This window comes from Zobellia barbeyronii, from assembly GCF_018603515.1.
In the GTDB taxonomy this organism is placed as follows: domain Bacteria; phylum Bacteroidota; class Bacteroidia; order Flavobacteriales; family Flavobacteriaceae; genus Zobellia; species Zobellia barbeyronii.
In genome coordinates, this window is sequence record NZ_JACATN010000001.1 from 100745 (window position 1) to 115589 (window position 14845).

Annotated in this window: 11 protein-coding genes; 4 read left to right on the forward strand and 7 right to left on the reverse strand. The window is 38.0% G+C overall.

The window, feature by feature from the left end:
• Position 1: 1 nt before the first annotated feature.
• Genes HW347_RS00395 through HW347_RS00420 form a run of 6 tightly spaced genes read right to left on the reverse strand, consistent with a single transcriptional unit; the run spans position 2 to position 8268 of the window.
• On the reverse strand, positions 2 to 1459 hold the full coding sequence (locus HW347_RS00395; RefSeq protein ID WP_214609993.1) for an aldehyde dehydrogenase family protein: 1458 nt from the start codon (positions 1457 to 1459) through the stop codon (positions 2 to 4).
• Positions 1460 to 1475: 16 nt separating this feature from the next.
• Positions 1476 to 2255, reverse strand: a complete 780-nt coding sequence (locus HW347_RS00400) for an enoyl-CoA hydratase/isomerase family protein (RefSeq protein WP_214609994.1) — start codon at positions 2253 to 2255, stop codon at positions 1476 to 1478.
• A gap of 2 nt (positions 2256 to 2257) precedes the next feature.
• Positions 2258 to 3400: a CaiB/BaiF CoA transferase family protein gene (locus HW347_RS00405; protein WP_214609995.1), complete on the reverse strand. Its 1143-nt coding sequence runs from the start codon at positions 3398 to 3400 to the stop codon at positions 2258 to 2260.
• Positions 3401 to 3402: 2 nt separating this feature from the next.
• The gene (locus HW347_RS00410; protein ID WP_214609996.1) at positions 3403 to 4548 is read right to left on the reverse strand and encodes a CaiB/BaiF CoA transferase family protein; all 1146 of its coding nucleotides are present in this window, start codon (positions 4546 to 4548) and stop codon (positions 3403 to 3405) included.
• A gap of 2 nt (positions 4549 to 4550) precedes the next feature.
• Positions 4551 to 5690, reverse strand: a complete 1140-nt coding sequence (locus tag HW347_RS00415) for an extracellular solute-binding protein (protein WP_225901786.1) — start codon at positions 5688 to 5690, stop codon at positions 4551 to 4553.
• 25 nt (positions 5691 to 5715) lie between these two features.
• Entirely contained in the window at positions 5716 to 8268 is a 2553-nt protein-coding gene (locus tag HW347_RS00420) for a glycoside hydrolase family 2 protein (RefSeq protein WP_214609997.1), read from the reverse strand.
• Between the two features lie 102 nt (positions 8269 to 8370).
• On the opposite strand from HW347_RS00420, the gene HW347_RS00425 reads away from it, so the two are divergent.
• Entirely contained in the window at positions 8371 to 9117 is a 747-nt protein-coding gene (locus HW347_RS00425; protein WP_214609998.1) for an IclR family transcriptional regulator, read from the forward strand.
• Positions 9118 to 9125: 8 nt separating this feature from the next.
• Here HW347_RS00425 and HW347_RS00430 read toward each other — a convergent pair whose 3' ends face one another.
• A complete protein-coding gene (locus HW347_RS00430; protein WP_214609999.1) occupies positions 9126 to 10097 on the reverse strand; it encodes a bile acid:sodium symporter family protein in 972 nt (323 codons plus the stop codon).
• A gap of 367 nt (positions 10098 to 10464) precedes the next feature.
• Between HW347_RS00430 and HW347_RS00435 the strand changes: the two genes are divergently transcribed.
• From HW347_RS00435 to HW347_RS00445, 3 genes are all read left to right on the forward strand, one after another.
• Positions 10465 to 12189 (forward strand): purine-cytosine permease family protein, encoded by a 1725-nt coding sequence (locus tag HW347_RS00435; RefSeq protein WP_214610000.1) that lies wholly within the window; start codon positions 10465 to 10467, stop codon positions 12187 to 12189.
• A 13-nt stretch (positions 12190 to 12202) separates the two neighbouring features.
• On the forward strand, positions 12203 to 13687 hold the full coding sequence (locus HW347_RS00440) for a mannitol dehydrogenase family protein (protein WP_214610001.1): 1485 nt from the start codon (positions 12203 to 12205) through the stop codon (positions 13685 to 13687).
• Positions 13688 to 13929: 242 nt separating this feature from the next.
• The gene (locus tag HW347_RS00445) at positions 13930 to 14835 is read left to right on the forward strand and encodes a YihY/virulence factor BrkB family protein (RefSeq protein ID WP_214610002.1); all 906 of its coding nucleotides are present in this window, start codon (positions 13930 to 13932) and stop codon (positions 14833 to 14835) included.
• The last annotated feature ends 10 nt before the right edge of the window (positions 14836 to 14845 follow it).

Below are 14845 nucleotides of genomic sequence, written 5' to 3' on the forward strand. Positions count from 1 at the left end.
TTTATTCTGAATAATCTAGATAGATAGTTCTTTTCTGTAAGTGGTCTTCTATACCGTATACACCATCTTCACCTCCTGTACCTGATGTTTTATGACCAGAATGATAGCCTTGAATATAACCTACGATGTGTTTGTTTATAAAGATTGTACCCACTTCTAATTGGTCAATTGCTTTCTGGTGGGTTCTATAGTCATTAGAATATAAGTAAGCCGACAAGCCTTCTTCCCTTGCGTTAGAATAGGCCATTGCTTCTTCAAAACCTGAAACCTTCATAATGGGTAATACTGGCGCAAATAACTCGTGTTTAGTTGTAGCATCTCCGTTTTTTACATTAGTTAAAACCGTTGGCTCATACCAATTACCCCTTTCAAACTCTGCTCCTTGAGGTCTTTTGCCTCCTAGCACTAATTCTGCTCCTTCGGCAATATTATCTTTTACCAACTGGTCTACTCTTTCTAACCCTTTGGTACTCACATTTGGTCCCATATTAATAGTACTATCAAACGGATTTCCTGTTTTTATTTGTTTCACGCGTTGTACAAGTTTGTCTGTAAACTCATCCGCAATTTTTTCATCTACCATGACCATTTCATTACAAATACATACTTGACCACAATTCGCATAACGCGAAATTACGGCAGCTTCCACCGCCTTATCCACATCTGCATCTGCACAAACAATAAAAGGGGCCTTTCCTCCTAGCTCTAATATTAAACCGGTAATATTATTTGCCGCAGCACGGTACATAGCTCTACCCGCATTGGTACTACCTGTAAGACTAATAAGTTTTGTAATAGGACTTTCTACTAATAAAGAAGCTACTTCTACACTTTTGGCAGACACCATATTTACCACTCCTTTAGGTAACCCGGCCTCAGCTACTAAACGACAAAATTCTGATGCCGTAGTTGGCGTTAATTCGTGTGGTTTTAAGATAATTGTATTCCCGGTGGCCAACGCAGGCCCTAACTTTCGGCCTATTAGTGCCAATGGGTAATTAAAAGCACATAAAGCAACGGTAACCCCATAAGGCACTTTATATATGGTTAAGCGCTCATTTGCATTATCCGATGGAAATACTGCTCCTTGAATTCTACGAGCAGCTTCGGCTCCGTAGGTCATGTAGCGAATAGTGTCATCTACTTCCCCTAAGGCTTCCATGTAGGTTTTACCTTGTTCATGTACTAAAAGTTTGGCAAAATGCTCTCGTTCTAATTTTAGACGGTCTGCAATAGCATAGATATAGTTAGCCCTGCTTTGTGCCGGTAAAAGTTTCCATTCAAATCCAGCTTTTTCTGAGGTTTCCAATGCATACTGAACATCTTCTGTAGTACAGGCAGTAACCGTAGCAAATACGGTATTGTTTGCAGGGTCTTCAACCTCTATTTTTTCTCGGATAGCCGAGTCTAACCATTCTCCGTTAATGTAACACCTATAATGCTTTATATCTTGTTGCATACTCTTATTTTTTCCGTTACTTAAATTTTGGGCTTCGCTTTTCTACAAATGCCTGGAAACCTTCTTTAGCATCAAATGTATTGTACAGAGTAGCTACCAAAGTTGCTTCATGCTCTAATGACTCTTGTAATGACATTCCTTTATGTTCCTGCACATAATGTTTAATGGCCGCCATAGCTTGCCCTGCTCCTTGCGCTAATGCATTCACATAATCAGCAACCTTTTGTTCAAAATCTTTCTTTGCATACAATTGATTAAACAGACCAAAATCATATGCTTTTTGTGGCGAAATGGAATTTCCAGTTACTAACAGTTCCATAGCTCTACTAGCGCCTATTAAATCTATTAAACGAGGAGTTCCTCCATTACCCGGCATCAATCCCAATTTAACTTCTGGGAGTCCAATTAAATAATCGCCTTGGGCAGCCAAGCGGATATCACAAGCCATTATCATTTCTAATCCGCCTCCCAATACATGGCCTCTTATTGCGGAAACAATTATTTTTTTACTTGATACCATTGCTTTACAAACTTGATTAGCAGCTACCACCATTTCGGCATTCTGCTCCGTTGTATTGCTACTGAATATCTTTATATCGGCGCCAGCACAGAAAAACTTTTCAGAAGTGCTGTTTATCAATATTACTTTAACAGCGGCATCTGCACTTGCATCTTTTATTGATTGACTAATATTTTCTAAGAAGCCTTTGTAATAACTGTTCGCCTTAGGTCTATTTAAGCTAATGATGGCTACAGCGGCTTCTTTTTTAACTACTACCTGTTCTTCTAAACTCATCTTTATGCAAATTCCGTATTTATCTTTTCTGTATGCTCTCCTAAAATAGGACTTCCCTTTTCAGATTTCAACCACGCTCCGTTTATCTGAATGGGGCAACGTGTAGTTTCATATCCATATCCATCAGACATTTGGACTTTTTGAACCATTTCTAAAATTTTGAAAGCTTCCTTGTCAAACAAGGTTTTCCAATCCATAATTTCGGCACACCAAATATCAGCAGGTTCTAAAACTGCCAACCATTCTTTGGTATCTTTTGTTTTCAAGTGATTTGCCAAAATGCCCTTAATTTCATCACGCTGGCTAAACCAACTATCAACTTCGGGATAGTTTAATAATTCCAAACAACCCAACAACTCCCCTATAAAAGGAATAGAACCCATGGCCAAAGCTATGTTTCCATTTTTGGTTTTGTAAACACCATACGGCGCTCCCAAATAAGCGTGTGCAGAATTAGTTTTTGGGCGTTCAGTAGGTTGCCCACCGTCTCTAAAGAAGCAGGTTACGGATTCAAACTGATATTCCAAAGCCGATTCTAGCATACTAACCTCAACCTTGCCACCTTTACCGGTGGTTAGTTTTCGATACAAACAAGCCAAAATACCTTGGGCCAAATGTGCACCAGATAAGATATCTATTACTGCTAAACCAATAGGCACGGGTCCTGCACCATCGTTTCCGTTTAGTTGGGTCAAACCTGATACGGATTGCAACAATAAATCCAACCCTGGTTTATTCTTCCAAACACCTTCTTTTCCGTAGCCCGTTAATTCTGCATAAACGATATTAGAATTGATAGATTGAATCGTATCAAAATCGATTCCCAATTTATCTGCTACTCCTGGTCTAAAATTATGCAATAGGACATCTGCTTTTGCAATAAGCGTATATACTTTTTCTCGTTCTTGCGCAGATTTCATATCTGCAACGTAACTTTGTTTATTTCTATTGATGGCATGAAACATAGAGGATTCACCATTCATAATCACGTTGGAACAATATAATTGTCTTCCCATATCGCCGCTAACTGGCTTTTCGACCTTTATTACTCTTGCTCCTAAATCGGCTAATCGCAAACTTGCCGATGGTCCTGATAAATACTGACTAAAATCAATTACTAATATGCCTTCTAATGGTTTTTTCATGACTAATTCAGATTAAACTCATTATCAATTAAACCATTATCTTCTCCTACTTTTGGTGCAGATTTCCTGCTAAAAATTCGCTCTCCATCTATACGAATAGGACAACGAGTGGTCTTCATGATAATACCATCAGAAGTTTCTACATCTTGGTCCATTTTAAGCACTTTATAAGCGTCATGATCTAGAATCGTTTTATAATCAAAAACAGCCGAAACTCTAAAATCTAATGGTTCAAAAAGGTCTAACCAGTATTGGGTAGTTTCTTTTATAAGATGCTCTCTTAGAAAATCCATAATAGCATCTCTTTCTGTAAACCAAGTTTCTTTAGCTAAAAACTGATTGGGCAATGACAGCCCCATTGCTTTAACCAATTCATCTAACGGAGTTAAGGCTATAGCCATATAGCTGTCTTTTGTTTGGTATAGTCCATATGGCGCAGCAACATAAGCATGTGCACTTCCTTTCTTTACACGCTTTGGTAATTGATTCCCATCGTTTAAATAGGTAGTTAATAATTCAAACTGAATATCTAACGTAGACTCCAGTAAACTAACTTCAATCTTAGCTCCCTTACCGGTTTTTGTTCTGCTGATAAGAGCGGCTAAAATTCCCTGTACCAAATGAACCCCAGTAAAAATATCTGAAGTAGCCAATCCTGATGCGGTGGGGTTATCTTCTGCATTACCAGATAAATTTACAAATCCCGATAAAGATTGAATTAATAAATCCTGACCCGGTTTTTTGGCCCAAGGACCAACAGGACCATAGCCCGAAACCACACCATAAATTATTTTAGGATTGATGCTATGTACCGTATCATAATCCAGCCCAATTTTTTCCATTACTCCTGGACGAAAGTTATGTGTCATGACATCTGCCTGCGCAATTAGTTTCTTAACACGCTCTAAATCGTTGGCATCTTTTAAATTTGCTGCGTAGGATTGTTTGTTTCTATTGGCCGTATGAAATACCATGCTACTTTCATCAATAAACAAATTTTTGAGTGCAATTTGCCTACCTGCTTCTCCTGTTCTAGGACGCTCAATTTTTATTACTCTAGCCCCTAAATCTGCCATTTTCAATCCAGCGGAAGGTCCAGCCATAAACTGTGCAAATTCTAAAACTGTAATTCCTTCTAATGGTAGCATGTCTATAATTTTATTGATTTTAAATACAAGGTATTCAAGGTATCTAAAACCTCTTTTGCATCTCCTCCATTTTTCATGTACTCATGAATAGGTGCTCCTGCATTATCTTGAAAGAACATATGCCCATGATAACGTGGGCGTAAAAAAGCTCTATCTAAAGCAGGCAGCGTATCCTTAAAGAAATCCATACAAACTGCATTGGTTTCTTTATTTGTCCATACAGAACGGTGTCCCGGTTGGCCGCCATTATCAAAGAAAAGTCCCGCTTGCGTTTCTGGTGCTGCAACGTACTCCGCATATTTTAACGCCATTTCTGTATTCTCACTACTAGCCGAAATTGCTAAACCTGTACCCCCCAGAGTACTTATTAGCTTTTGACCACCAATAGAAGTCATATCATGAAACTTCAGTAATTTTCTTGCATATCCTTTACGAGAGTAATTGGTATAACCATAAGCAAATGGTGAATAAGCATACGTATCCCCTAAAGTCATTGCTTCATAGACTTTAATAGGATTCATATCATAACATTCGTCTGCAATATACTGTCCTAAATCCCGTAGCATTTTCAATGCTTTTATCCCTATTTCTTCAGATATAAAATATTCTTGAGATAAAGACACGTCTTCTCCCAAGGTACAACATACCATATAGAAGCTCATGAGCGTATCTTGTGGAATACCGGGTATAGCTACTTTACCCTCTTTTGCCAAATCCACCAAATCATTCCATGTTTTTGGAGTTTCCTTCAATAAATCCGGACGACTAGCGGCCACCGGTGTTGCAGCATCAATAGCCAAAGCACTTTGGTACCCTTCAAAACAATAGCTTTCATGAGATTTACCCACAGAATTGTTCTCTTGGTCTTCCAAAAAAGCTTTTGGCAAATGTTCGTTTAAAGGAACAATAACTCCCGTACGGGCCGCAAAACCTGCCCAAGGGTGATCAATAACTAAAAGGTCATAGCGCTTCGCTAATTCATTAATAGGCTCGTCAGCAAACGCCTGCAAAGACCTTTTTTCCCAAGTAATTTCTACATTAGGATTTAACTCATGAAAACGCTGCGCAGTTGCCACAACCGAAGTAAATCCTCTGCTATGATCCCAAGTAATTCCCTTTAATTGTATTCTCTTATTTTTCAATTTTATTTTTTTTAAATCCTTACTATTAATCAAAACCTATTGCTGTTGGTCTTTGAATGCCACTATCGTAATCTTTTCCGTTTTCGCGGGTAAACTCGTCAAAGAAGAAATAGTAAGAACCATACCCTCCATGGGCATTGCCATTTTCCATTTCTAAGCGTTCTTCTTTCCATTCTTGAAAACGTTTTGTTGCTTGGGCCTGATCTCCTATCAAGAAGAAATAGTCATTATGCGAAATTTGCTTTCCGTCATTATCCAACAATTCCAATTCCACATAAAATCTCCCTTTCACCTTACCTAAAACATCCTCGCTGATTGAAAACAATTGCTTTACACTATTCTCATCTATTGCAGCAACATCATAAGTTTTCTTGAACAACGTCTTCTTTTCGTCATTACTAACTTTAAATTTAATGGTGCAATCCTCATAGGACTTATAGAAATCATTAACCACCCATATATTCCCTACAAAAGGTTCATCTGTATGCCATCTACGTTTATTAAATTCAAAATTCACTAATAATGGCTGATATGCTTTTTGAACATAGTAGTACGAGTTTTTAGGCTTTTGATAATTATCTACAATGGCCCATTTCATATCCGGTCCGTAGGTAATGTAATGACACAATGCAATTGCACTTAAACTTGGTTTATCTCTACGAAAGTGTTCTATTCCATTTTGAAAAATGATTCCTTGTGCATCTTGTGTGGCATTTACAAATTCCTCTAATGAGCCTTTCATTTCACTACCAAACACATCCCAATTCTGCATACGTAGACGTGTTAAATCTGCCCAGTGATGTCCCCAGCTTAATCCCGGAGGCCACATTTCATCCTTAGGAATAAATTTCTTTAAACTCTCTACAGAAGGTACAGAAGTAATAGCAAATTCTGGAACAATAGGATAGCCATCTGCTTTGGTTTGATACCAATCTTCATGCAGCCACTCGCCCATATCATAAAAATAACGCAGTGCGTGTACCGCTTCTTTAGGCTTAAAACCTGCTTGCTGAGCAACATGGTCTGTCATTGGAGAATCTGGTACATAAGGTAACTTGGCATACGCCTGTAATGAATCTCCCAAACGCTCCAAAAATTTTCTTCCTGCTATTGGATCACGCGTACGGAACATCATTTCTTCTCCTCCTTCCATCATAATTAATGACGGATGGTTTCTACGCTCTTTAATCACCTTAACACCTTCATTGAATATCTGAGCAACATTCTCCTCTTCCATTGGGATATTACCTGTCCCAAGTGGAATCATATCTTGCCAAATGGTCAAGCCCATTTCATCTGCATATTGATAGAATTCAGGAATTTCCGGTGGGTGCCATCCAAAGATTCGAATGTTGTTCATGTTCATCTCTTTGGCCATTTTAATCAGCTCAAAGTATTCTTCTTTAGATGTTCTTCCCGTAAAAATATCTACTGGACCACCCCAACATGCAGAACGAATGAAATGAAATTTGCCATTTATATAGGTTGATCTTGGAAACGTAACATCTACATCTTTTACAAAACCAGGGTTCCATTTAGAAGTAACCTCCCGGATTCCAAAAGTGGTTTCATTATAATCGTGCCATACTTCGTTGTCTTTAAGTGAAATACGGGCCAGATATAAATTAGGGTCTCCTAAATCCCATGGCCACCATAGTTTGGGTTTATCTAAATGAATATTCTTCACTACCTTATGTAAGCCAGGAGCCACTAGTTGGTTGAATTCTATTTTAGTTTCTTCGGATTCAAAATTTTTCCCTTTTAAAGAAACAGCAAAATTCATGTCCTTGGCCGTAGCATTTGTGTTTTCAATAGTTAACTCCATGCTAACATCTGCAGAGCCATCTTCGTTTATTGTAGTATTTGCGTAGACATCATTAAAACGAACTTTACCACTACGCACCATTTTTACAGGGCGCCAAATACCCATAGGAGCCAGATCTCTCCAATAATCTCCAAACCAAGGTGTTTTTTTACCCGCAACAAACGCATTTACCTGTGGCGCAGGGTCAATCTTGACCACTAGCATATTCTGCCCTTTTAGATAATCGTGTTCACTTATTCGTAAATAGTCGTTAACATTAAAAGAGAATCCAGAAAGTGCCCCTTCATTCTTTCCTAAATAATGTCCGTTTAGCCAAACCTCACAACTGTAATCAACTCCTTCAAACTTGATGTCCACTACTTGGTTTTCAACACCCTCTTTTACTTGAAATTGGTATGCATACCACCATTCATATTGCTGCACCCATTGTGCTTTTACACTATTTCTGCCAAAATAAGGATCATCAATAACACCGGCTTTCCATAAATCCGTATAGACATCTCCAGGCACTTCTGCATTGTTCCAAACCAAGGTTTCTATATCTTCTGAAGGCAATTTGTGCAGCCCTCTTTTGATACCCTCTCCTGGCAGCATCATTTTCATCCGCCATTTCATACCACTAAAATCCCTAACTGACTGTTCTTTGTTCTCATGCGAGAAAGTAGTATTAGGCTGCGAGTAGCCCCCGGAACTAAACAGCATTATTGTTAGTATAGACCACCAAATTTTTCCATTTTTGAAAATATGTTCCATAATTTTTACAATTAAAGTAGAATACAAAGATGTAAAAAAATCTTTAATTTTTTAAATATAAATTAAAGATTTATATTTGAATAAAAATAAAAAACCCAATTGATGAGTAAATACAAAGCACCTGCTTTAGAGAAAGGATTAGACATTTTAGAGTATTTGTCCGAAAGAGCTATCCCCCAAACTCAGGCAGAAATATCACAAGGACTTGACAAGAGTCCTAATGAAATTTACAGAATGTTAGCTTGCTTAGAAGACCGGAAATACATAAACAAAACCTCTACCGGCCAGTATTCACTTTCCATGAAAATGTATCAGCTATCACACAGACATAGTCCTGTAGAAGGGTTGGTAAGGTCCGCAAAGCAACATATGGACGACTTGGCCAACAGAACCAATCAATCTTGCCATTTAAGTATTTTACATTATGGAGAACTTTTAATTATATCACAATCTGAAAGCCCCGGTGCCGTATCGCTTTCCATTAAAGTAGGAAGCTTATTTCCGTTATTACAAACCTCATCAGGAAAAGTTTTACTCGCTTTTGAAAATGAAGAGAAACGAAATTACATTTTAGAAACCAGTGATTATTACAAAGAACAAGATGAACATTATAGAAGTGGTTTTCTGAAGGATATTAATGCCATTCAGAAAAACGGGTATCACCTAACCAGTAGCGAACTTACAGTTGGGGTAACGGACATTTCAGTACCTGTAATTGGATTGAACAAAGATATTATGTGTGTTTTGGCCATATCTAGTTTAAACCCAATAACCCGCAAACAAGATAACAACATACTCATTGAAGAGTTAAAGCAGACTGCCGATAAAATAACGGCAGAACTAAGTTGATAAACCAGTTACCCTAAGATATTCTTCCTACTCATTCTGGATGCCACCGTACTGATTATTAATAATTGTATGGCATGGAATATCATAAGTGGCAAAAGGATTATACCTATAGAAGCTAGGTTTCCAAATATTATTTTAGAAAACACTGTTCCGTGTACCAATGATTTTTTTGTTCCACAGAATTGGGCAGTAATTTGATCTGCTTTATTGAACCTCATCTTCTTTGCCAAGAAACCCGTTAAAGAAAAGACGATACCAAACAATATTAAAACGGCTACAAAAAGCATCAATAAATCCAAAACAGATACCGTACTGAATATATCCCCCTCAAACGATTCTGCAAAACTCTTATAGATGATAAGTAGAATTACGGATTTATCAAACAAGGTTAAGCGCTTATTATACTTTTGAGCAAATTCACCTAAAAAGCGTTGCAGAAGAATACCCACTACTACCGGTAAAATTATTTGAATAAATAGTTTTATATAAATATCGGTGAAATCAAAATCTGTCTGCGCACTCTGTACAAACAAGCCCATCCACAAAGGAGTAAGAACAACACCTATTATCCCAGATATACTGGCATTAAAAATAGCTGCAGGAATATTACCCTTTGCCATAGAAACCATAACAACAGATGAAGATACGGTTGATGGTAGCGCTGCCAAGAAAAAAAATGCCAACCAAATGGTTTCCTGTGCTTCATTTTGAATAAATGGCCTAAATATCAAAATTAACAGCGGAAATATCAAAAAGGTAGACCCTTGCACCAGAAGATGCAATTTCCAGTTCTTAATTCCTGCTTTTAATTTTGTAGGACTCAATTTAAGTCCATAAAAGAAAAATATAAGCGAAATTCCTATCGCACTAATTGTGTCTATTGGAATTTTACTTTCAGGTGTTCCCCATTGAGGAAAAACATATGCTATGCCAATTACCGCTATAACAGACAAAACAAATCCATCAACCTTTAATTTCATAAATATTTGCTTTGTTACGCTCTAATAATATTCTCGTCAAAACAGGAAAAAATTCCAATAATCACAATTGCTATAGGCTTTTGAACCTTACTGCTTTTTAAGTATCGTTTATGTGACTAAATTAAACTATTGCAAAAATAGTACAGTATCCATTGTTTAATTGCTCTTTCAATATTTACTTTATCCATATTAAAATTTTAATATAAAACGTTAGCTCTTAAAACATGAAATCTTAAAATTTCTTTAAAAAAAACATAAATAATACTTATACAAAAAGCTTTCATTAAGTTAGCAGACTGGTTCAGAACATTTCTCGTTCTGGCTTAGTTTCCGCTCATACCATTTTATACATTTAACCACCCAAATTATGAACGCTTCGGAGGATTATAGTGCATTAAAACAACTGAATGAGGAGCAGCTACCAATTTCAAAACATAAATTACATGGTTGGGCACATTTTTTGGGCCTATATGCAGGTGAGCATGTAGCCGCAACAGAATTTGTAATAGGCGCCACCTTTGTTGCCCTTGGCGCTAAAACGACAGATATTATACTGGGCCTCTTGGTTGGTAATATTTTAGCTATTTTAAGCTGGACCTTCATTACCGCGCCTATTGCCGTAGAGACTCGCCAGAGTCTTTATACCTATTTGAATAAAATTGCGGGCGATTCAATGACCAAGCTATATAACTGGGCTAACGTAATTATATTCACCGTAATATCTGCGGCTATGATTACAGTTTCCTCTACAGCCGTTAGATTCGCGTTTGATATTCCCGCACAGCTTAATTGGTATCCCACCAATGCATTTTTTGTAATAGTGGTACTCCTAGTGGGAACTATAGTTGTCTTTGTTGCTATGTATGGTTTTAAGGCCGTTTCTGAATTTTCTAGCATTTGTGCCCCTTGGCTTTTTGTTATGTTTAGTAGTGGAGCCCTTGTGCTTATGCCTGCTTTATCCGAAGCCGTTTTAGGTAAAACTGAGTTGAACGGATGGAGCGACTTTTTACTTATTGGAGACCAATCTATTTGGACCGGTATAAACAGTGCTGGAGAACCGGGCATAGGTCTACTAGAGGTTATAGGATTTGCATGGGCCGCAAATACCATTACGCACTTTGGTCTAATAGATATGGCTTTACTCCGTTACGCAAAGAAAAGTTCATACGGACTAGCTACCAGTTCAGGTATGCTATTCGGACATTTTGTTGCTTGGATCTGTGCAGGTATTATGGGTGCAGGTACGGCCGTTTTATTAAAGAAAAGTATTACTGAACTTGATCCTGGCGATGTTGCCTATTACGCGCTTGGCCTTTCTGGTTTTGTTATCGTTATAATTGCTGGATGGACTACCGCCAATGCCAACCTTTATAGAGCAGGCTTAGCTGCTCAGGCCATATTCTACAAACACTCAAGAAGAAAAACAACCTTGGTGGTGGGTATTGTTACTGTTGTGGTAGCGTGCTTCCCATTCGTTTTCACCCAAATGCTTCCCTTATTAACTTACGCAGGACTTCTAGTTGTACCTGTTGGCGCCATTGTTTTTGCCGAGCATGTAATTTTCCCTCGCATAGGTCTTACCAGATATTGGGTATCCTATAAAAACGTAAAAACTAGTGTTCCGGCCGTTGCTTCGTGGGGGCTAGGATTAGTCTTTGGTTTTGGTCTCAATGCCATGAACGTTATATCCTTCTATTATTTATTTATACCTACTTGGATATTCACTATCTTACTCTATACGCTTTTGGCAAAGAAATATGGTGCAGCAGAAAGTTACCCTGCAGAAGAAGCACTTGACAAACAGCGAAATGAAAAAATAATAGCCTACCAAGACGAACAAGCTGAAAATGATCCTCCTCATTTGGATGACAAATCCGGTTTTACAAAACTACTTCGTGTAGTTGCCTATGGCAGCTTAATCATCACTATGGTTCTTGCTATCATCACCATGTTCTGGAGTCCGGATATGGCACAATACGAAATTAACCGCGATATTTTTTACACCTATGCATTTATCTGCACGTTAACTTATTTTGCAACGGCCTATTGGGTCTTGCAAAGAAATAAAGCACTGAATAAAAGCGATCATTAAACGCACACTTATCATGAAGGAATCTATAGAATTAAGCCAAAAAAATCTATCTCGTCTACCAAAGGACATTAGCATACCAAAATATGACCGTGACTCGGTTACGGCAGGAATAGTTCATATTGGTGTAGGCGGTTTTCATCGTTCGCATGAAGCTGTTTATACAGATACGTTATTACACGGACCAGATGCTTCCTCGTGGGGCATTTGTGGAGTAGGCCTTAGAGAAGGGGACCGCCACATGGCCGATATATTAAAAAAACAAGATTACCTCTACACTTTAATTGTCAAGCATCCAGATGGCAAAGTAGAAACTCAAGTAGTAGGCTCCATCATAGATTTTATGCTCTCTGTGGACAATCCACAAGCGGTTATTGATAAGATGGCGGATAAGGATATTAAAATCATTTCCCTGACCATAACTGAAGGTGGTTACAATTTTAAACCTTCAAATGGTGAATTCGATTTTGATAATGCAGATGTAAAGTATGACCTAGCTAATCCTGAAACTCCTAAAACCGTATTTGGGTATTTGACTGCTGCTTTAAGAAAACGTAAAAACGCAGGTATTCCCGCCTTTACCGTTCAATCTTGTGATAATATTCAGCATAATGGTACTATGGCCGCTAAGATGCTCTCTGCTTTTGCTGAGAAACAAGACCCGGAATTAGCAGAATACATCAAAAAAGAAGTGCGTTTTCCTAACGCAATGGTAGATAGAATTACTCCGGTTACTACCCAGAATGATATGGATTACCTTACCGAGACCTTTGGTTTAAAAGATGAATGGCCCGTAACCTGTGAGCCTTTCCACCAGTGGGTTATTGAAGATAATTTCAGCAATGGCCGTCCGGCATGGGAAAATGTAGGCGCGCAGTTTGTTCCCGATGTTACGCCTTACGAAAAGATGAAAATCCGCCTTTTAAACGCTGGACATTCCGTTCTTGGCCTGTTAGGATCTATTCAAGGATTTGATACTATAGACAATACGGTTTCCGACCCTCTTTTTGGCAGTTATCTTCGAAAATTTATGGATATTGAAGTAACTCCAGTATTGGATACAGTAGAAGGCGTAGACCTGAATGCCTATAAGGATAGTTTAATAGAACGTTTTGGCAATCCCAACATTAAGGACAACCTTGCTCGTATCTGTCTTGAGAGCTCTGCTAAACTTCCCAAATTTTTAATTGCCACTATTCATGATAATCTTGCAAACGGTGGTAGTATTAAATATGCGACCCTAGTAATTGCCGCGTGGTGTTATTATAGCGATAAAGGAGTGAATCAACATAACGAACCTTTGGACATTGTTGACGCTATGAAAGATGAACTTCATACTGCTGCAAAAGGCACAGCCACAGATAAACTATCGTTTATTCGGTTGGAGTCTATATTTGGGGATTTGGTGAATAAAAAAGAATTCACCGATTTATATACTCAAATGATTGACATTATTTATACCAATCCTGATGTAGCTCAGCAAATGAAAAAAATGATTTAAAATGTCTTTTTTTTAATTAACAAGACAGCATAATATATTTTGTTAAGGGCTTCGGTAAATCGAAGCCCTTTTTATTTCTATAACTCTATCTGAAATTTTATACCCCAATTAATGGTCTACGGGGGATATCCCTATTTTATTCGAAGTTATTTTTAAGGTTAAAATCTTCTCCAAAAACATCAACCCCTACTAAGTTCAACCTTTAATTTTGTACTCTCATAGGATTAAACCAAATCGCATTTATGGCATCTTCCAGTACCGAAGAAAAATTCAAATTAAAACATCTACCTAGGTTAATTGTAGACACCTACAAAGCTTGGGAAGCAGATGACCCTTTTCGCCTTAGCGCGATTGTGGCTTACTATGCGGTGCTTTCACTACCCGGACTTTTGGTCATCATCATTAATGTGGTAGGCTCCGTTTGGGGTACGGAAATTGTGCAAGGAGAATTAACACAAGAAATATCAAGTGCCTTAGGTCGTGATGCTGCTGAAGCTATACAATCTATGATGGTTGAAACACAAAATAAAGACCGTAGCACCATGGCCAGTATTCTTGGTATTGGAACCCTAATTTTTGGTGCTACCGGGGTTTTTTATCATCTACAACTCTCACTTAATCAAATTTGGGGAGTTGAGCCCAAACCTGATTCCAATTTTATAAAAATGTTGATTGACAGGGCTAGGAGCTTCGCTTTTATTCTCGCAATCGGATTTTTATTATTAATTAGTTTTTTAGTTACCGCAGCCATTTCAGCATTGAACGGATATATCAGGAGCATACTCCCAGAGGTCATTGTCTACATTGCCTATATTCTAGATTTTGTAGTTTCTGTAGGGATTATTACAGTGCTCTTTGCTTTAATCTTTCGCTATCTTCCCGATGCTAAAATACGCTGGAAAACCGTCTGGATCGGTTCTCTCATAACCGCTGTTTTATTTGTATTAGGTAAATCATTGTTAGGCTACTATTTTGGTGAAGCAGACCCTGGTTCAACCTATGGTGCAGCAGGCACAATAGTTCTAATTCTCTTATGGGTATCCTACTCCTGTTTGATTCTCTTTTTTGGTGCTGAATTTACTTGGGTCTATGCCAAACGATACGGACATGGCGTACCACTTAAATCTTCTGAAGAACTTATTGAATAACTAGGTTTTA